Consider the following 21905-nt stretch of genomic DNA (forward strand, 5'->3'; position numbering starts at 1 on the left):
GTGCGCCATATGTTCGACCGTACACAATCTAACTTGTAATTTCAAAGTGAGATGGTACGGTCCTCGCATGGCCTTCATCGATGACTTCGCCCCGACCCACCTTCGCCTCACCGAGGTTTCCCCCACGCTGTGGCTGGTTACCTTCGACAATCCGCCGGTCAACGTGATCGGACCTGACATGATGCGTGACCTCAAGGAACTGCTGACCGAGTTGGAGTCCAACGACACCGTCAACGTGGTCGTCTTCGCCAGCGCCGATCCTGACTTCTATCTGGCTCACTACGATTTGTCCGCCGATCACGCGGTGACCGAGGCGTTGCCCAGTCCCACCGGGTACGCGGCCTGGGTGGATATCACCGTGCGAATCAGCAAGTTGTCCGCGGTCACCATCAGTGCTGTGCGGGGCATCGCCCGCGGGGCGGGAAGCGAGTTCGTGCTGGCCACCGACATCCGGTTCGCCAGCCGCGAGAAGGCCATCCTGGGGCAGATGGAGATCGGGTTCGGCGCTGTGCCCGGCGGCGGTGCGGCCGGGCGGCTGCCTGCACTGGTCGGGCGCGGCCGGGCCTTCGAAATCCTACTCGGGGGCGGCGATTACGACGGCGACACCGCCGAGCGGTACGGCTACGTCAATCGGTCGATCCCCGATGAGGAGTTCGTGGCTTTCGTCCACGACTACGCCGAGCGAGTCTCGCGCTGGGACCATCGCGCCCTGGCCGAGATCAAGTCGTTCATCAACAAGTACACCCGCCTGCCCGACAGCGAATACCCTCTGCACTCCGACGCGTTCTGGTCGGCCGTGCCGACCCCGGGCTTCCAACAGGTCACCAAGGGCCTCTTCGAGCGCGGCCTGCAACAGAAGTCCGACATCGAATACCGCCTGGGCACCGACATCGCCGACGTCGTCGCCAACCCCTCAGCGGCCACGGACTGATTTTCCGCTCTAACCCTCTCGGCGTGGTCGGCCATCCGACTAGCCCCGCCTCCTCATCGCATTTCATGACACTCGAAGGAGAACTCCCATGACCGTCGTGTCCGGACACGCGCAGTGGTACGGCTCGTTCAAAGGCGGCACCGGATCGCTGTCGACGAAGACCACCGACACCATCCATGAGGCGCCGTACACATACGCCAGCCGATTCGAGGGAGCACCCGGGGCCATCCCCGAAGAACTGCTCGTCACCGGCCATGCCGGCTGCTACAACCATGCCCTGGCCAACATCGCCCTCAAGGTCGGCGTCACCGTCGAATCCATCAGCACCACTGCCGAACTCACCATGGGCACCGACGATCAAGGCTCGGACGGGCACGGCTACTCGGTGGAGGGCATCCACTTCATCGTGAAGGCGGACCTGCCGGGCATCACCGACGAGGCGTTCGCCGAACTCACCGAACAGGCACGTGCCCTGTGCTCCATCTCGAAGATCCTGAAAGTTCCCATCACCTTGGACGCGACCCGCGCCACCACCTCGACACAGGTCGAGCGCTAGCTGCGGCAGCCCGGGGCCCATGGGGCCCGCATGCTGCTCCGGTGTGGAGGGGGACCGGAGCGACCCTTCAACCCGGAGCTACGACAGGTCGCGGACCCAGTAGCACGTCCATGGCCCCTCGCAATTCCCAAAGCATCGGGACGAGGCGTACAGAGTGCGCGCACGTTCGCCCGCTCCAGCCGACTTTGGAATAAGCGACAATAAGATTCGCGCCTGAAGCGAAGTGAAACGACGCCAGCAAGCGTCGTTTATACCGAAGTTATGAATTACAAGGCATTATCTCGCACTTGTCACTTGTGCGCGGAAGTAGCATCGCAAGGACGCCACAGAGTCCCCTGAATAGGATTAGACAAGAACAGATGGCGCAACGATCGGCTTGCTGCCAACGATCAGCGGACGAAGGACGACATGGTGACACTCGACGACGCAGTCGGTTTGGCCGCGGCTGAGAAGGGATTGGCGATCGTGTCGACGCTGCGTGTCGATGCGACCATCCAGGCATCCTTGGTCAACGCCGCCATGATCACTCACCCGTCGACCGGTCAGCAGGTTTTGGCGTTCGTCACCTACGGCAAGGTCAAACTCGCCAACCTGCGGATTCGGCCGCAGATCGCTGTCACCTTCCGCAAAGACGGTCACTGGGCCACAGTGGAGGGCCACGCCGAGTTGGTAGGGCCCGACGACCCACAGCCGTGGCTACCTGACCCCGAATCGCTGCGCCTGCTGCTCCGCGCAGTGTTCGCCGCCGCAGGCGGCGTGCACGAGGACTGGGAGACCTACGACCGCGTCATGGCCGAGCAGCGCCGAACCGCAGTGCTCGTCGCGCCCACCCGCGTGTACTCCAATTAAGTCCCCCGCGGGTCGAGCGTCAGCGGCGACGATTGGTCGGCGGAGGGAACCTGACATCCATTGCAGGCTTAGATTCCGAGACCCAGGCCCTGCAACATAGTTCGGTCGATCAGGACTTCCAAGGACCCGTTCAGGCCACCACGCTGACATTCGGGGTGATCCGGGGGGAGTTCGGCCGCAATCCGAATACGTGGAACCATCCAGTGTAGGTCGGGGCTCGTCCGAGCACACATGTGTGGTTTCGTCCCACGATCGTCCGAGCGCGAGCCGTTCCCGTTTCTGCCGAGTCTTCAACTCCCGCAACGCCGTTGCGACGTTATCGGGCAGGGGCAGAGTCCGGCGCGACTGCTTCGTCTTTGGTTCGTCCACGGCGTGGACGTATTCGGCGATCGCCGCACGGAACTGTGGCACCAAATTCGATAGTGCTGAAACAGGCGGGTTGCCATCGGTGGCAATACCGGCGTCCGCTAGAGCTGCGGCTTGTCGGCGGTAGGCGAATCCAGCGCGGCATACAGTCACGCAGTGGCCGCGATAGCGAATTCCGTGCACTTGGAGCCGCGAAGGGTCCTCTATCGCGCGGTGAACGGGCCGATGCCTGTCGAAGGCGATCGAATTGCGGGGTCGTAGTGTGCCTGCGGTACTCGGAAATGGAAGTGTTGATGGTGACACCGGGCCGATATTCTGTGCATATTGTGGGGAGGCTGACCATGGACGATGCTCTGCAAATACCGCATCTGAGAGCCACCGCAGACTTGGAACTCCGCCCGTGGTCGTTGTCTGCGGCAGACCTCGAGCTTGTCAGGGAAGCCTCTGCCGACGACCTGATTCCTATCACCACGGCGTCGGCGACCTTCTCGCGTGAGGCCGCAACGCGGTTTGTCGAACGCCAGCGGCAACGAGCGACCGATCGAACCGGATACCCGATGGTGATCGTCCGGCGACGGGACAACACACCACTGGGAAGTATCGACCTGTGGTTGAAGGACATCGACGAAGGCCGCGCATCGCTCGGCTACTGGGTGGTCCGCTCTGCCCGCGGCCATGGCGTCGCCGCGCATGCTCTGGCGGCAATGGCTACGTGGGCGCTGGAAGAGCTACATATCCCACGGCTCCAGCTCTATGTGGAGCCTTGGAACCGCGCTTCGATCCGCACTGCGGAGAGAGCCGGTTTCGAATGCGAAGGGCTCCTCAGATCGTGGCAGAAGGTCGGCAATCGACGCCGCGACATGTTCATGTACGCGCGCCTGGCAACGGGAACCCTCGCCGGGGCGGATCGGGTTTGCACCGGTTAGACCTCAATGACCGGGTGCCGGCGGTCGCGGGTGATCGTGAACCGATATCACTGCTGGCACCGTGTTCGATAGGCCCCGCCGGTGCCGGGGTACTCGCCTCGGCCTCCACGGCCTCGCTTGTAAAATTTGTCGGGACTATGCTTGGTCTGCGTTTGTACGCACAGCCAGTGGATAAATCCGCTCGAAAACATCTGATGAATCGCTCACCCTCTCTATGAGAGGACCGTCCGATGGGTTTTGCAGAGATGCGCCGGTTCCGGCGTGATCCGTTGGGTTTCCTCGAGAATCTGCGCCGGACCAGCCCGGTAGAGGTGTTCGGGTTGCCGTGGGGCGGGTGGTGTGTCGGCGATACGGGTCTGGCGCTGACGGTGTTGAGCGACCGCGCTTTCAATGCGGGGAAGTCCGGGTTCTTCGGTTCTATGCTGCCTTCGCGGTCTGCTCAGGTCGATTTCGGCCGCGCGGTGCGAGCGATTCTGCGGACGCATACGCCCGAGTATCGCGAGTCCCTGGCGGCGGCGGTGATCGAGATGCCCTCCGTCACCCGCTGGCCCGCAGCGGGGGTCGAGCTGGTGTATCGGTGCACCGCGGACGTGTTGCTGCACCCCGATGGTTCTCCCGAGTTGCGGCAGTTACTGGAGCGAAATGCACGCGTGGGCGCGCTCCGCCCGGCCCGAATGGCGCAGCGGGCGCGGGCGCAGCTGCTGCGCGCCAAGCTGTCCACCGCGCTGAACGAGCAGATCCGGGACCGGCGCAGCGCCACCGGCCGCACAATGGAAGCCGAACCACGGGATCTGCTCGATGCCGTGATCGGTGCCTGTCCCGACGGCGTCGCCGATACAACGGTGGCGCAGCTGTATGTGCTGATGTTCCGGTCCATTGTGGGACCGCTGGGCTACTCGCTCGCGTGGTCGGTGCTGCTGGGCAGTCTCCACTCTCCCGGCTCACCATGGCCTTGGCCCGTCGACTGGGTGGTACGTGAGGCCCTGCGGTACCGGCCGGTCTCCTGGATGGTCAGCCGTCCCGTCCCCTGTCCCGCCGAGTTCGGGGGGATCGCCTTCCAGACCGGCGACTTGCTGTCCGTCAGCCCCTATCTGCTCCATCACGACAACAAACACTGGACCAGACCAGGGGCATTCCAACCCGACCGCTGGATTCGACCGAGCGAACACGGCCCATTTGTGCCCTTCAGTTCCGGCCCCTTCACCTGCGCCGGCGCCGCGGTAGCCCACGATCTGGTCACCGATGCAGCCACCACCCTCATCGAGAACACCTCTCTGCGCGTCATCGGCGGCGGTGATACCCGCCCGATCGTGACCAATGCCGCGACCCCCAGGCCGTTCACCCTGCGGCGTACCCCACAAGCCCTGTCCGCGCCCGACCGAGCCCCAGGAAGGAGGTGACATCATGATCAAGGCATTGCGGTTCATCTTCACCAACAAGCCGACCCGTACCTGGGACCCCGCTCAATACGGATGATTCTGCTACCGGCTGGATGGCTCGACCAACGCCAACCAGCTCTCGGTCATCGGTCCCCGATGGCATCGCGTTTCCACCGGGGTCTTCGGAGTGGATGAAACGTCCCGAGATCCCCAACCTGTATGGGGGATTCGGGGACACCATTGTGGTGGGACAAGATCGTCGACTACGTCGAGGGTGAGGTGTGGCCCAATCCAAAACCGACACCGCGTATCGAGCGGTTTTCAGCTGCTCGCAGCCGTGCAGGCTGAGCTCGGTACCTGGTCGTCGATGGCCTGGTGTGGCGCCATGCCGCCCCACCAGCGTGTTCTCGGTCGCGTCGAACGCTGCCCGAACCTGCTCGTCGGTTGCTATCGGGAACAGCCCGTGTATGACCTCCTCCAGCTGATCCAGCACCGCAACCACGGCGGCGTGTACTTCGGGGCGGTGATAGAGGTTGCGGGCCAGGTCAACCCTGGTCATCGGTGCGGGTGCCTGGTACTGATTCTGTCCGGGTTTGCGGAGGGGGGAGTGGCTGGGGGTTGGCCTCGGGCGCGTCGACCGATTGCTGTGGTGCCGCCGCGGCGAGTCGCTCCGCAGCGCGAGCGCCCCACGGTGTCGGCGATTGGTCGGTGTCGATCCAGGACCGCGCCGCCGCGCTCGGGGCTTCCGTTTCCAGAGGGACGTCTGGTTGCTGTGATTCGCCCGCTGCGGGCGGCAGTTCCGTTGGGCTGCCCGCAGCGGGTGTTTGCCGGTTGCGCCACGGTATCGGCGCGGATTCGGCCTGGGCTGAAATGTCGCGGGTTGTGTCGCCGGGCGGTTGAACTGGTTCAGGGGTGTCGGGTGCCGGCGGTGGCGCGGGAAATTCGCTGAGCAACTCGTCGATGTCTCCGGTTATGGCTTCAGGTGGACGGCGAACCGGCGCTGCGGCCGGCGGCGCTGTCGGTGCCGGGTCGATTTCCCCGAGGATCGCCGCGATGTTGCCGAGCACTTCGCCGGGGTCGACTGGAACCGAGTTCCGCGCAGGTTTTGTGGGAGCTGCCGAAGTACCAGGGCCCCCGGTGGTAACGGCAGCGTCGGGCAGGTCGAACCCGGCCCAGGTTATTGTGCCGAAACGCCCGAGGGGCTCTATCCCCGCTCTGTCTGCGAGCTCCGGGCTGATCAGGTCCCTGGCGCGTGAAATAACCTGCGGAGCTCGGGAATGTCGATCTGCCAACGTAACTCGGCACTCCAAGCCTGCCGGTCCCATGGCAACGGTCACGGCGACGACACCTTCGCGACCGGGGTTCAGCAGCAACTGGTCGACCAATGCCTTGAGTAGCCTGCGGGCTCTCGCGCGCACGGCGGGCACAGCCTTGACGGCTGTATCGACCAGTCTGTTGATCTCCGTGTTTACGGCTGTCCGATCGGCACCCGCATCGGCGGTCACGAACCGTTCGACATGTGAATGTGAGTCGGTGCCCTCGAAGATATCGCTCGCGTTCGTGATCGAATCCGTGCCGGCGGAGAAGAACAGCTCGTCGAACCATCCGTTGCCGCCGAAGAGCCGCCTGATAGCGCTGGAATTCGGGTCCGACTGTGCAGTGCGCTGGAAGAGCTCGATCACCGCGGGAGTTTCTTCGGTCTGCGTGTCCGCAGAACCAATTTTGACGGTCACAACCTTGGCACCCGGCTCGCCGGATACCGCCACGTTTATCCGCCACGGCTGGTCGATGTGATCGGCTGTCCACAGCGACCGCAGCTTCCGCGACACCACCAGGTCGGCGGCGTCGAGGTGGTCCGGAGCGGTCCAGCCGTGCCGCAGCATTTCGCTGCGGATCCGGCGAGTGATCCGGGTGACCGCGGCATCGACCTCATGCCCTTCCTCTACGGACCACCAGGTGGCCTCCATACCCGAGGAACGGAATACCGCATGGGTCGTGGGGCCGTCTTCAGCTTCGGCCACAGCCGACAACAGCGGTTGCGGCGTACCGGAACGGTCGGAGACTACTAACTGAACCTGTCCGGGACCCACCTCGGTAGCGGTCAATGCCAGATCGCCGGTGCAACCAGAGCGTGCCGCTGCCGTCAGTTGAACGATGCTCATGTGCGTCGCCGATCGCAGCGCATCGCTCAAACCTCGCGGTGCCGGATCTGTGACAACCGAATCATCCATCTCCGCTTCACGATTGGCGATGGTGGTCGCCAAGTCGGCCCCCTCGGCGGTGTCGTCGCCGAGAGTCGCCCATACCGTGAAACTGTCCGGTCCGGTCACCTCCACGCCGAAATGATCGGCGTAGTAGGGGAGTAGCCCCAACACCGCGGTTTCGTCGATATCGCCGGTATTGCGAGAGCTGACATTCACTTGAAGTCCGACAAACTCGCGGTCGCCGACCCGGACCATGCTCGCCACCAACTCACCAGCAGCACCAGGGTGATTCACGATATTGCCGATCATGGCCTCGGCGAAAAGTACTGACAGGCCGTCTTGTTGCGGAGACCAGACGAACTGGCCCGCATCCTCGATCAGCGCGGCCGCCGCCTCGGTGGCCTCAGCTGGATCGGAATCAGGCTCGATAACCAGTTCCTGCAGTACCGCGTCTGCGACGGGGGCGCCCATCGGCTCGGGTTCGACCACAGCCTCGAAGACGGTGTTCTCGTACCACGACGATCCGGTGGTGAAAATATCCTGGATGCTGCACTGCAGCACTCGGACGCCGGGGGCTCCGTCGACCTCGATCGTGAATTGGCAATGCAGCGTCGGGTCGCCGCTCTGCTGCGCCGTGCTTTCTCGCAGTGTTCGCTCCGCCGCGTTTCTTGCGGCGAGATCCTGGCCCGGCGGCCACCCTTCGGTCAGCGCTCGAACCACTCCTCGAGCGGCGGTGATCGCGACACTCGGATTCTGTTGAGGCTCGATCGTCAGTGCGATCTGCAGCAGCGGCTCGCTCGATCTGCCACCGTCCGGTACTGCCAGCGTCACCTCGGCGATGCCTTCCTCCCCGCCGATCTGCGCCAGCAGCTGCTGCGAGTCCTGCTCATCGAGAGCAGAAGTAACCTGCAACCAGCCACGGTCGATCGTGGTGAAATGGTTGGCCAACTCCGCTAATGCCGCACCCCCTGCCGCCGACTGGTCACCCAGTGGCCAGAGCGCATTGTCCACCATAAGTTCAACTTCGGAGCTTGCGGCCGAGAGTTGCGCCACCCCCAATTCCCACGCGTAGGGAGTCTCCACGAAGCAGGTCGCCACCTGCTCGGAACCATCCCAGAGCTCGATCAGCACCGGCTGAGCTGCCCATTCGTGCATGCGCGTCACCGTTATCAGACCATGCTCGATCGCGTCGAATCCCGCGGTCAGCCCGATCATCCGCCGCACCAGCTCCTTGCTGACCGCCACCGTCTCCGGAGGGAATCCCGGCGTCACTTGATCGATCAACTCGGCGGTCTGCTGTAGCACTTCTTCGGGATTCGCGCCGGCTCGGAACTCGAAGGAACGGGCCGCCCCGTCTTCGGGGACAGATGCTGCAACCTCGCCGGTCGGCGACCCCGGCCCGTCTTCCGGCTCATCCCGCGGCTGCGGCTGTCCGTCCTCGCTGCGGCCGTCGGCACTAGAGGGTTCGGCCGTCGGGGCAGCCGGATTCGCGGCACCGGCGTCGGTTGCCGCGGTCGGCGAGGTTTTCGGCGTCGGGTCGGGGTCTGCGTCGGCGGGCTTGCCGAGGATGGGGACTTTGGCTAGTTCGTCGGCGGCGTTGTCGTCGATGTGCAGGGGGAGCCCGGTGTCTTCCGCGGTTCCGAGGAAGGCGGCGTAGTAGCGGAGGTTGGGGTTGGTGTCGTCGCTGTAGGGGGTTTCCCAGTCCTCGATGGGGCGCATACGGGGGATACCGGGTTCGTCGGGGATGAGGTTGTCGGTGACGAAGAATTCGCCGCCGATGTTCTGGATGGTCCATGCGTGCGCGGTTCTGGTGTCGGCGGCGGTGACGACGGCCATTTCCCCATCGCCCAGTGCGTTGCGGATTGCTGTCAGAGGAGTGATAGTCGTGCCGGTTTGCGGGACTTGTTGGGTGGGGACCGGGTGTAGTCGGGCGCCGATGGCGCGGTGTAGGGCGTCGAGGTCGGTGGCGTAGTACTCGGGGAGGACTCCCCGGTTGTAGCCGTGTGCCCAGACGGTTCGCGCCACATGGTTGACGCACCCGATGGCGCGCAGAGTAGTCACTGCCTCGTCTACGACCTCATGCAGGTCGGTGAGAGTTTCGGCGACTCGCCGGGAAGCTTGTTCGTCGGTGGCCGCGACAAGTGCCGTATGCAGTTGTTCGAGCTCGGCGCGGGCGGTGCGGGCGGTGCCGATGGTGGGTTCGATCGCGGTGAGGATTTCGACCGCGGATTTCAGATATGTTGTGCCGGTGGCGATGTCGCCGGTATCGAAGGTGTGCCCGGCTGCGATCATCAGGTCGCCGAGGTAGGCGCCGGCGGTGCCTGCCCGGTCGGGAAGCGACTCGGCGCGGGCGAATGCTTCTGCGCGATAAGGCAAACGGTCTATGGCCTCGGTGATGGCGCTGTCGTCCGGGGCCGCCGGCGGGGCCGCCCGCGGCCGCCGTGCGGCCGCATCGGGATCGAGGGGAGTGCGGAACCAGGAGTCCAGGCCGGGAGTATGTGCAGGTGCGGGGTACGGGTTCCTCGATTCGCCGACAGGCGATGGTGAGGTCACCTTTCCGTGGTCCCCCGCGGCCGGAATCACGCTCGGCTGTGCCGTCGTATTCGCTTGCGGTGCAGGCAATCCCGGCTTGGCGACAGGGATGGCAACGGTCACGCCGTGGAGACCATCGCCGAGGGCCGGGGTGCTGTTCACCAGGTCTACCACCGGTGTGCCGTTGTCGCGGCGAACGAGGGCTTTGAACAGTGGCCGTTGGCGTGGCAGGACTTGTGGTTGCGGCATGGCAGCCGGTGTGATGAAGCTCTTCGGTTTCCAGTCGGCGCGCCCGACAGCTATTCCTCCGACGGCCGATCCGGCCATCAGGCCCGCTTCTATCCACCCTGTTGCGTTCCCGAAGCTGCTCAGCATGGAGCCGATGACTGCGCCGCCAAGGAATCCACCCGCGTTGCCGACGGTATCCAGGGCCGCCCAGGCGCTGCCGTTTACCTTTCGGTCGACTACGCGTGAAAAGTGCGCGTTGAAGATCTTGTTGTTGAACGCGTTCATAAAACCGACCACACCCAGAAGAGATCCGATGACAATCGGATCGCCGGTGGTCGCATACGCGATCGCGGGGCCGGCCCAGGACAGCTTTGAAAGGATATCGAATTCTCTGGTACCGGAGGGCCGGTCGATGACTCGGTCGACGAGTTTCTGCGGCACCGCATACGCAATCATGAGTCCGATAGAATTTGCTGCCGAGACCGCGCTCAGTGTGCCTACCGAGTACTCATTGGCCGTGGCGACCGCCGCCATATGCGTACCCATTGTCGTGGATACGAATAGTGCAGGTAAATTCATTGAGATGAAGCCGCGCATGAAGCGATCTCGCCATATCTCGCGGAAGCCATCCTTTAAGCTCGGTTTTGCTCCCTCTCCCGGCTCCGCCGCTGGAAGCGTGTTCAGTGCCAGGTGATATAGGGTGTTGGTCGCCGCGGTGGCCGCGTACGGGAGTAGCGGGATTGATTGCACGAGTCCGGTCATGGATCTGCCGCCTGCACTGCCGAGGGCATTTTCCAGAAGCTTGAGGTTGTCCGCGGTCTTTTCTTCTGCCTTTGATTCCATCAGCTGTTTGGCGTAGACAAGGTTGGCTGTCTTGATGAGGGAGGCGAGGGCCGTGACGGAGAGATTGGTGACTATGATGGCCCCTACGGTTCCGGGTAGATCGGCCGCGAGATAGGCGAGGCTGGCAAACCCCACTCCGGCCGCACCGGCTGTTGCCAGTTTCAGCGTTTGGCGGGGGTCTTTCCCGTCCGCAATCGGCCCAGCGACAGATGTAACTATAAATTGGGTTCCAAATGCGAGGGAGGTCGTCCAGCCGGCCACATTCAGCGAGCCGCCGCTGGCAAGTATCGAAAAGGGGGTAGTGGCGATCAGGCCTTGGGTACTCAGAGTGGCTCCCACCGAAGTGTAGAAGCGGGTTTTGATATCCGATTTGAAGGTTTTTTTCAAGATGCCGGGCTTTGATGCCACATCGGGTTCGGTTGCCGGTGTGGCAGGAAGGCTCGTGTCATCGGTGCCCGCGGGCGTGCTGTCTGCGCGTCGCCGCTTGAACCACGGTGTCCCGTCCTTGCGATGACGATCGACATACGCACCATTGCGCACCGGATCGAAACCGAACGCCGGCGCTGCTGTCCGGCCCGGGAGGTCCAGCGCGGTGTTCACATCGACGACGGGGGCGAGGGGATCGGTCACCTGCGGAACAGACGTGCGGTGCGCCCGATGATCGCGTTTGGCAGACGTGCGGTGCGCCCGATGATCGCGTTTGGCAGCCGGAAGTTGTTGCGGGGCAGTGCTATCAGCGACACCTTCGGGTACGAAAAGTTGCCCGGCACGCTTGAAGCCGTCGGGGGCAGGCAGCTCCGCGAGCCGCGATTCGGCGTCGACCGGCTTGGAGTCCTTCGGCGTGCCGGCGCCGATGAGGACGCCGGCGGCCAGCGAAACCTCGGGTTGTTCGAGCCTGGTGCGCAAAACTCCGGCGACGGCGCGGATGGCGCGAAGCTCGCGCATCTCGAATGTCTTGATGGCGACGCCTACCTCGGCGGCGGCCTCCGTGCGGTTCAGTCCGCGCACGAATCGCAGCGTCAGCGCTTGCTGGAAGCGAACATTGGTGAGCTCGGCGATGGCGGGCTCGAGGGCCTCCGCCGAGGTCTGCTGGACCAGTTCCCGATCGACGTCCGTTTCCGGCCGAGCCTGAGCGTCGCCGAGCTGGCGAAGTTGGATGTCGAACTCGTGACGGATCAGGGCGGCCGCTTGTTGCGGTGCACCGGCGTCGCGATGTCGGCTGGTCAGCTGGCGGAGCTGCTCTGAATCGGATTCACCTGCGCTGCTGTGCGATTCGGTGGCCTGTTGGTCGCGGGCGGTACCGGTGTCGGTCCATGGTGTTGCGGATGAGGCCGAGGTGGCTCGCTGCCGGGGTCTGTTTCCTGCCGCCGTGGGGTCCTGGCTGTCGTCGCCGAGATCGATGGCAACGGGGTTGATGCGATTGGCGGATGTCCCGCCCCGCTTCCACGGTGAGGACGCGGTGGCGGAGTTCGACTGTGGCGCAACAGTTCGGGTGGTTGCCGCCGGCCCGAGCTGATCGGATGAGTTCTGTGCAGGCCCAGGTGTTTCGGTAGATGCGACGTATGCGGGCTGTCCGTCGGCGCCCGGCCATACAACGGGTGCGGCGGGCAGCCCTGAGTCTGCCGGTGCCACGTTGTGTTGCGGTTCCCCCAGCATCTCGGCGATATTGCGCATCCCGCGGTCGGCCATGCCGTAGTTCTCTTCGGCTTGGGCGGCTCGTAGTTTTCGTTCGGTCGCCGCAGCGACGCGGCCTTCAGCGTCATCGCGAATTTCGTTGGCCGCCAACAGGTCCGATACAGCACGGAAGTGATCAAGCAGCAGTATGCGGCGCGCCCGGCTCATCGTCGCCGGATCGGGCTGCTCCGCGAAGGCGAGCAGTTGTTCCAGATACTCCGACATGTTTCGCAACATGTCGTATCGCCGCGTGGCCTCGGCAAGCTGCTCGCGGTGCACAAGATCGACCTTGTCGGCCTCGTTCCCGGCGTCCGCCATATCCGTGAATATCGCCTCGGCCACATCCTGAAGCCGCTCGAGCTCGCCGGTGACAAGGTGTTCCGCGGGCTGTGCCGGAATATCCTCGGGCGCCTGGTGAATTCGGTTCCAGACCGCCGAGAACGTGGCGAGCGCCGTTCCCAGCCGAATCTCCGCGGCCTCCTGCCGAGCACGCAGGGCAGCGGTTGTCCCTTCTCTCAGGCCCTCGTCGTATGCGGTGCCGGCAGCCGCTGCCTCATCCGAACGTGCCAACCACCCCGCCGTCTGGTACGCGAGTTGCTCCAGCAACCGCAGCCGCTCCTGCGAAACCGGAATATCGGTCCCGCGCCGCACGGCCAGCAACTCATCAATCAAGCCGATCACGCGATCCAGCACCGGATCAGCCTCTGCGCCATAATGTCTCGCGGCGACCGCATCGCGGAGTGATTGCAGGTGCGCGACATCCGAGGATTCCGCGTCGTGGTCGAGGTCGATCGCGACTGGGTCGATGCGTGGCGTCGGTTCGTTCGGCTGCTGATCGAACTGCCGGACGAGGTCGTCGAGGACGTGGGTAACGGAGCCGTCGCCCTCGTCGATCACCAGGTCCGGTTCCCGCTCCCTGTACTCGGCTCGAGCCGCGGCACTCATCCCACGCCACTTCCGGGTCAGCCCGGCGAGGACACCGTCGGGTGCGAAACTAGCGACCGTCCCTGAACCGACCGGAACGGAGCCCTGGTTGTACAGGGGGGCAGTGGCGGCATCGGCCGGCCCGTCGTCTTGCAGAGCTTGCTCGACCGTGCGTCCGTTCAGCAGGCCCCGCAAGGCATACACCGGATGCGTGGGATCCACCGGCGCCGACCGGCCGAAGGAAATGTCGGCTTCGGCCAGAGCCTCAACGGGATTGAAGACCAGCTCCTGACCCCACCAATCCTCACCCTCGTCGGGCTGGTCTCCGGAGCGGTATGTGGCGTTCCTCGGCTCCTCTTTTCCTACCTTGCTGTATGTGTCGAGCTGGTCCAGCCACTGGTCGAAACGAGCGTTCGGCGGCACCTTGCCCTGAGCGCGCAGTCCCATGAAGTATTCGTGCAGATATCCGAAGGCTCTCGGGGCCAGCTGATTCCGATAGTCGGCCCTCCTGTCGAACCTGGCATCCGTGGGGAGGTCCCCTGAACGCCGTTGCTCCACGAGTTGCGTGTAGAGGACGGGGTCGATCGGCGGCGGGTTCCTCATGAGGGTCTCGGCCGCGTCTCGTGCGTGCGCCAACTCGTGGCGCAGCGCATCGTAGACGGGGTCACCCGTCGGTGCCGCAGCGAAGCCGCGGCTGACGTCGTCGTTTCTGGAGGCGGTGAACAGCTCGGTATCGGCGAAGTACGTCTCGTTCAGGAATACCACGACGCCCGGCTCACCGAGAACCGGAAGGACGCTGGCGTACTGCGAACCGGGCAGGGGGGTGACAACGATCGCGTTGGGGCGGGCAGCGGAGTCCTCGCCCAGCGCATCGACAACGGCATTCCGAATGGACAGAGCCGTCTCGACGGTGACGCCGGGCTTGTCCAGCCCCAACACCTCGATGCCGAACGTCGTGAACAACTGAGCCGCGATCGCCTGCTTGATCTCTTTGTCTCCGTCGGAGGTGTCGCCGAGGTCGATGGCCGCCGGATAGCTTCTCTGTGTGGGTGTTACGCCGGGTTGCTGCCACAACTCCGCCGGAAGGGCCGATTTGTCCTTCCAGCGTTCACGCGCCTTCGCCGCGGCTGAATTCTTCTTCGCTGCAGTCGGTTCGGGTGTTTGCGGGGGCGTCTGATCGGCGCTTGGGGCCCCGTAGGAGGCGGCGGTTTCGCGGTGTTCGTTCTCGAGTCGGTCCAGTTCGTGGAGGACGAAACCCTGCGGCCCGCCGGGGTTCAGGAAAGCCGGAGCCTGATCCGCGCAGGCCGCGCGGTCCTCGGGAGACATGGCGCGCCATGCCTGGGCGAGCTTTCTCGCGATGCCGTCCGGACCGACGCTGGGACGGAAGCTGGAAGCGACTGGGGTGAGGCCGGGATTGCTCGCGCGCGCAGCGGCAAGGGCGTTGCGGTGCTCGGCGTTTCGCCACACCTCGGCGACCGGGACTCCGCGCAGCAGCGCTTGAAGTGCGTAGGCCGGATGGGTGAAATCCTTCGGCGCGCTCCTGCCGAAGGCGTTGTTCGCCTCGGCTAGTGCCTCCGCCGGGTTGAACACCGGGAGGGTGCCCAAGGTCGGCTTCGAGCCGGGCTCGGCCTGGATGATCCGTTCGCGGGTGCCGACGTCGAGTCGTTGTAGCCATGCCTGGTACAGCGGTTCGAGCTCGACCTTGCCGTCTCGGGTCGACAGCCCGGCCCGCAGTGCCCACGCCTCGATCGACTCCTGGCTGTCGAAACTGCTCACCCACGAGTCGAACGCCTCGAACAGCCGGTCGTCCTCGCGCAGCGCCTTCCTGCCGCGGCTGTATCCGTCGAGCTGTCCCATCCAGTCGTCGAACCGAGTGTCACTCGGCAGCGAACCGGCCGCCCGCAGACCCATGAAATGCGAGTACAGGAAGCCGAATGCCCGTGCTTCCACCGAATCGGCGTAGTTCCCGAGTCGAGCGGCCTGGTCGCGTAGGTGTGACATCTCGTGACTGATGGAGTCGTACACCGGATCGCCGGTGGGAGCCATCAATCGGCCCTTGCGGACCGCCGTGTCCATGGCATTGCGAAACTCCTGCGGATTGCCGAAGAGATTCTCGTTGAGCACCATGACGACCGGTAGCGTGTCGGTAATGCCGCCGGCGTCCCAGATGACTGCTCCCGTCATATCCGCCATGGGCGCCACCAGAATGACGTCGAGACGGATGAACGGGTCCTCGTCGAACGCGTCCACTATCGCGTTCCTGACGGACAAGGCCGTGGCCACCGAAATACACGCCTTGTCCAACCCGAGGACCTCGACGCCGTAGGCATCGAACAATTCGGCGGCGACGGCCTGCTTGGTGAGTCGCTCGGACTCCGCGACCGGTGCCGGATCCGCAACGGCGGGTGCAGCGTCCGCAACCTGCCGGGAATCCGTCCGCGGCGCGAAGACCTGCGGTCCCGCACCGGCGACGACTCGTTGCAATACCGCCTGCACCACGGTCGGAATCAGGCCGACCGCACCGAGTTTGCGGCCGGCGCGCGCGAGATGGGCCGCGGCGGCATCCTTGGTGATCGTGAGCTGTTCGCCGATCGCGGCGGGTGACAGTCCTACGGTCGCCAGCTCCAGCACCTCGACCTCACGCGGGGTCAGGGTGCCGTGGGTCGCCGCATTCGACAGTGGACGGCTGTGGTCGGGCGCACCGACGGCGAGCTGCCCGCGACTCAGCGCCGCTGTCATCGTCGCGACATCGCCTCTGGTGCCGAGCTTCATCCCCGCCCGGGCGATGTGACCGCGCACCGCCCGCTGCGTCATCCCCAACGTGGCGCAGATGGTTTCGAGCGCTATGTCGTTCGCGACCAAGGTGAGTACCTCGGCCTCGATGGCCGCCAGATCCGGCATGTGCTGTGGGGCGTTCTCGCCCAGTGCCCGTAGCTGCTCGCCCAGCTGTGCGATGGCCTCGGTGTGCGCGGCGGTGAGGCCATCGCCCTGCTGCACCGTCTGCGCCGCGTCGGCGACCAGTTGCCGCTGTTCCAGCGTGAGGTGGTTCAGGCCGGTGTGCAGCATATTTCGGGCGGCTTCGGTCAGGTCCTCGCTTCCGGTGGGGTGCGTCCCGGTCTGTGTGTGCGTTGCCGCGTCGATGGCCTGCGTCACCGGCGCGAAGAGCGCGGCCTGTGCGCCGGGGGCCCGCAACGCCCCCACGATGTCCTGGAAGACGTTGTCGCCATTCGTATTACGGGTGTCGAGGACAGACGGTGAATCGTTCTGCCGACCGCTGGATGGCACATTCGTGTCGGCCGCGGGGTCCCCTGCTGAGCGCGGGTTCGCGGCGGTTCCGGCAGCGTCCTGGTCGTCATTGGGTCGGGCACCGTCGGTGGCCGGCATGCCCGGCGTCTGCACTGCTTCGGCAGTGGGTGCTGCCGCACGGTGCTGACTGCCCTGTGCGCTCGTCGGATGAGCGGCGGACGTCGCGGAGTCGGCACTGCCGTCGGTCGTGCGGTCGTCCGATCGGCCTTCGTCCGATGCGCTCGCTGCGGCGGCAGTCGCGGCAGCACTGACGATGTGCTGGGTGCCAGTCGCTTTCGCAGCATCGGCGGCGAGTGGTTCGAAGTCCGGCCGATCGCTCGGCCTTCCCGTATCCAGCCTGTTCGCACCGCCATTGTCCGACGCGCCGGGCGCCGTAAATCCCGGTGTGCCGGCCGGGACTGCCGCAGCCGCGGCCTGCGCACCGGCCGTAGCCGGGGGCGCAACCGAAGCCGGTGTACCAACTGCGGTGGTCGCGGCGACAGAGTCAGCCGGAGCGGTGGTGGTGACGGCCGTGGCCTGTGGTGGAGGCTCTGGCGGCTGATGTCGTGGTTGTCCCGAGGCCGGTGTGGCGGCGGGATCGTGCCCCGAGGCCGGTGGCGCGTTGGGCAGGTGAGCCGAGGCTGGATCGGTAGTGGGGCGGACGACGCCAGCGGGCTGGAGTTTCGACACCAGCCCGCGGACGTCGGCTTCCGCCGCGGCGAGGCTCTTTCGGCTGTTCTCGAGGTTGTTGCCGGCGGCGTCGAGTTTCTGCCGGGATTCCGTGGTGGGCGCTGCGCGATGCTCGGCGACAGCGGCCTGATGTTGGGCGAGCGCGGACTCGTGCTGGGTCTCGGCGGCGATGTATCGGATGACCGAGATCTGAGCCCGGGGGCTCTTGGCGAACAGGGGATCGTCCAATGCGACGTAGTACTGGACGCTGCCCTTGCCGCCGCTGCGAGCGGTGCGGTTCTCGGCCTGGATGTCGATGTCGCGGTGTTCGGCCGACCGGCTGGACTTCAGGACATGCAGCCCACCACGCTCGTTGATCTCGGGGCTGATGGGAATGTCGACACCGCGCGCACCCTGCCGGTTGATGACAAGGACCATGCCCTCCTTGCCGGCCTCCTTGAAGATCGCCAGCAGATCGGCTTCGGCGGTGACACCGTGCTCGAGGAACCATTTCGCATCGACGGCAACGTGTTCGATGCCTCGCGCGGTCAGCTTCGCCGATACCGAGGCAACCTCACTGTTGCGGTCGCAGATTACCTCTATCGGGCGACCGGTGGCGTGCATCTCGGCTACGCCGGCGGCCATCGCCTCGTGCTTCTCTCCTTGGGTGCCGACACGGATGTCGTTGGCGGGGTCGGCCCCCTCCAGCTGCGACGGTTTCAAGCGGGGAATGTCGATGATCTCCCGCGTGGAATTGTCGGCACCGCCCGTTCCGATCTGCCGCAGTTCGGCGTCGGCGTTGTCGGTGGTGGCAGACAGGCCGCTGAACTCGTCGCACAGCTCCGAGGAGAACAGCTCCCGCACGGTGACGGTTTTGGTGCTGGTGGGATCGGCGCGGATCCGGATGCCGTGCTTGGCTTCGACGGCCTGAGCCAGCCCACCGTTCCAACGACTCTCGGTCGAGGTCTCCGCATCGAACATCACCTTGTGCGTGGTCTGATCGATGATGTAGACCTTGTGGGAATCCGGGTTCAGTACTTTCTTGCCGTCGACGACCAGGACGTTCCCGTCGCTGTCGGTACGGAATTCCGGCCCGAGTTCGGGGTGATGCCAGACCACGTAGTCGTCGTTCTCGGTGTAGCGCCACTCGGCGGTGGCGGCCATGGCGATCCGGTGCGCCTCGGACTCGCTCGGGATGCGGCCGATGATTTTCTCGAGCTTCGCGGTCAGTTCGCCACCGAGGATGTGCTCGACCTTCGCGCGGTCGCTTCCGGTCAATGTGGTGTGGTCTTCGCTCGCCCCGGCGGCACGAACGAAATCAGCCCTGCTCAGCAGCCCGGCCTTCACAGCGTCCCGGAGGAAGCCGTGGACATCCTCGACTCGTGCGGTTACCTCCGGACTGGCAGCGTTGCCGGCACCCTCGGAGAGGATGAACACCGACCCCTTGACGGCCGCGTCGACTTCGTCGACCTGTTTGATCCTGCCGGGCGCGACATTGCCGCGGAGTTCGCCGAAGCCGTCCGCGTGCAGCGTGCCGAAGGAGATCGTGGCCTGGCCCTCGGCCACCGGTGCATAAGGATTGTCCGGGTTCATGAGGCGGATATCGAAGCCGTAGTTCCCGAACAACTTCTGACCGATGTCGTATGCCTCGAGTGCGAGGGTGTCCATGGTCGTGAGCACCCGCACCGGCTCGCCCCGGGCGGCTCGCAATGCCGACGCGGCCTGGAATACCAGTGTCTTACCCTCACCCGCCTGCATCCTGCCCACATGACCGTCGCGTACGGCCAGCATTCCCATCACCTGGGTCCAGCGCAGGACCTTGCCTTCGCCGCGATTGATCACCTCGATCACGGCCAGGGCGGCCTCGCGGTCGTTGCCGCTGAACAGCATCGCCTTCAGCTCCTGGTCCGAGACGGTGCTCCAGTCTCGGGACTCGTACTCCATGAGGATGTCATCAGCCTGGGCCCGATACGCCCGCGCCAGCGCCTTGGCGGAATCCTCGCCTGCGTCGGGTTGCTCGTCACCACGATGCTGATCGCCGTCGTCGTCTGCGCGCGCATGCTCCGGCTCGGGCTCACCACGCGTGCCGGTGGCCTCGGGGTCGTCGTCGGCCTGCGTTCGGACGCCCTCCTCGTCCGAACGCGTGTGTTCCGGCTCGGGCTCCTTGCCGGTGGCCTCGGATTCGGGCTTGTCGCGAGTACCGGTGGCGTCGGGATGGTCGTTGGCCTGCTGCTCGGGGCCGTCATCGATCGCGCGGCCGTGTTCGGGCTCCGGCTCGCGCGAAGGAGCGTCGTCCTGGCCGCGGCCGCGCGACGCCTCGTGCGGGTCGACCGCCGGAGGACGTTCTCCCGCAGCGGGTTTCGGGGCCGAGACCCGTGGTGGGCGGTCTCCCGGGGCAGCGCGCGAGTCGGATCCCGCGGGCGGTCTTTCCTCGCCGGTCACGGCTTTTCCGGCGGGTCGCTGCCGCGCCGCTGCGGCGGGCCGGTCGCCGCTGTTGCGCCCGTGCTCCTCGAGCTTCACAGCAGGCGCTTCGGGCTCCGCCACCGCCGTCATGGTGGGCGCGGGACTGTCATCAGACGCCTTCGGGGCCGAACCGTCGGGTTGTCCGGCCTTGGTGTGCTCGGAGTCGACCACGCGGGGCGCCCGAGCAGCCGGTTGGGCGGCTTCGGAGTCCGCCGGAATCGGTTGCTCTGATACGTCTTTCGCCGCCGCGGGTGCCTCGCCCGTATCGCCGTCGGCGCGAGTCCGCACTGCGCCGGAGCCGGCGTCGGCGTCGGCGTCGGAGTCGGTGGAGTGCCCACCTCCCTTGGTTTCGGTGGCTTGGTCCGCACGCTCGGCTGCCTTCGGTGAGGCGGCGGGCCCGTCTTGTGTTCGGTCACCGCTCGTTTCGGCGTGACCGCGTGCCTGCCCGGCACCCGATCCGGATTCCGAGTCGGCGGGATGCGGCGTCGCTGTGCTTACTTCAGGGCGCGTGTGTGTGTTGTCGCCCTCCGCCGCTGGCCGGGCGCGATTAGGTGCGCCGTCTGCCGGGTGCGGCGTGTTCGGTGCGGTAACCGTTGCGCGTTCCGGTGGGACGGAGCTCGGCGATTTGGGGCTTTCCCCTGGAGCGGGGTGCGCCGTGACCGCCGCACCATCGGCGGGATGCTTCGGCGCGGGTGTTGTTCCGGAGGCGGTTTCGCTGCCTGCCTGTTTCGGTCCGCTCCAGTTCTCCGAGTTGTGGCGTGCGGCGAGGATATCCCGGAGCGGAGTGGCGTGCGGCTCCGGCGATTTCGGTGCGATTGGGTTCGCGGCGGCCGGGTCGGCGGCCGCGGAGCCGGACCGGAAATCGACCACTTCGGCCGAATTGACATTGTCGGGCAACGCATTCCGCAATCCAACGGGATTCCAGTCCGATTTGTTGACGGCCGCGGACGGCGGGGCGGACCGATCTCCAGTGGCCTCCGGCCCCGCCAGTGCGATGAGCTCTTCGAGCTGCATCTGCCCACGCCCGGCCGGTGGGGTGCTGGCATCGGCGGCGGCCGCGCGTATGCCTGCGGCACCGTGCGCGGCAGCACCGACGAATCCACCCGTGATCGCGGGCAGCAGTCCCTCGGAGAAGTTACCGAGGGTGAGATCTTCCCCGGAGAGTTTCAGCGCCACTGCGGCACCTGCCAGACCACCGGCGATGCCGCCGCCGGCGCCGACTACGGCGGTCCCGGAGACCTGAACCAGCAGACGCACGCCGGTGCGGGCGGACCGCCCGGCCAGGGCGGTGGTCGCCGGTATGGCCCAGCGGTTTCCGAACCACCGGCCGAAGAGCATGCCTACCCCGCCGCCGACACCGCCGGCACCGCCGGCGATACCTGCTGCTTTCCGGTCCATCTCGTCGCGATGGCCGTCGGCAACCTGGTTCAGCTGCACCGCGGCGTTGATGCCGCCACCCTGGATTGCACCGATCGCCGCCATCTTGCCGGCCAGCCTGAGCGCGCCACGTTCGGCCGCCAGCCGCATGCTCTGCCCGGAAATGTACTGCAACATTTTCGCCCAGGCCCACCGCACCGCGGTCTTGGTTCGCATTGTGGCGATGTAGGCCTCCAGCGCACCACCGAAGGTGAAGGTGATGGCGGCGTGTGCCAGGGTCCAGGTCAGGATTACCGCGAATCCGATGACGGTCCACTTCTGCAGCTCTAGGCTGTTGGCTCCCTCGTACTGCTCTTCGGCGAGCGTGTCGGTGTCGTCGGCTTGGGCACGGAAATACTCCGCTGTCCGGCGGTACCCCTCTTCGGCGCTGTCACCGGTCTGCCCCCGGATGATGTGCCGCAGCGTGGCCTTGTTGTCGTAGTGTTCCGCCTGTTTGCGGAACCAATCGGCCTGGTCCGACAAGTAGTCGCCGCACCGGCGCATCGCGTCTTCGTTGCCGACCGGAAAATGTCCCGCCACGCACTCCACGACGGGTGCGGGCAGCCAGGAAGGGAGGTATAGCGGCATAGTCGAGCCGGTCCACTCATCCGGCGGCCGGCGGCCGCACCCGTGGCGTCGCCACCGTCAACCGCACCAGCA

General features: G+C 65.6%; 6 protein-coding genes. 5 read left to right on the forward strand and 1 reads right to left on the reverse strand.

What is annotated here, in order from left to right:
• Positions 1–67 precede the first annotated feature (67 nt).
• The 5 genes from ACLMAJ_RS19410 to ACLMAJ_RS19430 all read left to right on the forward strand — a co-directional run bounded on the left by ACLMAJ_RS19410 (position 68) and on the right by ACLMAJ_RS19430 (position 5028).
• Positions 68–931, forward strand: coding sequence for an enoyl-CoA hydratase/isomerase family protein (locus tag ACLMAJ_RS19410; protein WP_412015148.1), 864 nt, complete (start codon positions 68–70; stop codon positions 929–931).
• Positions 932–1019: 88 nt separating this feature from the next.
• Positions 1020–1487, forward strand: a complete 468-nt coding sequence (locus ACLMAJ_RS19415; protein ID WP_412015149.1) for an OsmC family peroxiredoxin — start codon at positions 1020–1022, stop codon at positions 1485–1487.
• A 408-nt stretch (positions 1488–1895) separates the two neighbouring features.
• A complete protein-coding gene (locus ACLMAJ_RS19420) occupies positions 1896–2336 on the forward strand; it encodes a TIGR03618 family F420-dependent PPOX class oxidoreductase (RefSeq protein WP_412015150.1) in 441 nt (146 codons plus the stop codon).
• Positions 2337–3043: 707 nt separating this feature from the next.
• The gene (locus tag ACLMAJ_RS19425) at positions 3044–3628 is read left to right on the forward strand and encodes a GNAT family N-acetyltransferase (protein ID WP_412015151.1); all 585 of its coding nucleotides are present in this window, start codon (positions 3044–3046) and stop codon (positions 3626–3628) included.
• Between the two features lie 230 nt (positions 3629–3858).
• The gene (locus tag ACLMAJ_RS19430) at positions 3859–5028 is read left to right on the forward strand and encodes a cytochrome P450 (RefSeq protein WP_412015152.1); all 1170 of its coding nucleotides are present in this window, start codon (positions 3859–3861) and stop codon (positions 5026–5028) included.
• A 524-nt stretch (positions 5029–5552) separates the two neighbouring features.
• Here the strand turns inward: ACLMAJ_RS19430 and ACLMAJ_RS19435 are convergent.
• Positions 5553–21833, reverse strand: coding sequence for a LuxR C-terminal-related transcriptional regulator (locus ACLMAJ_RS19435; RefSeq protein WP_412015153.1), 16281 nt, complete (start codon positions 21831–21833; stop codon positions 5553–5555).
• Between the last annotated feature and the right edge of the window lie 72 nt (positions 21834–21905).

This window comes from Nocardia arseniciresistens, assembly GCF_046764875.1.
In the GTDB taxonomy this organism is placed as follows: Bacteria; Actinomycetota; Actinomycetes; order Mycobacteriales; family Mycobacteriaceae; genus Nocardia; species Nocardia arseniciresistens.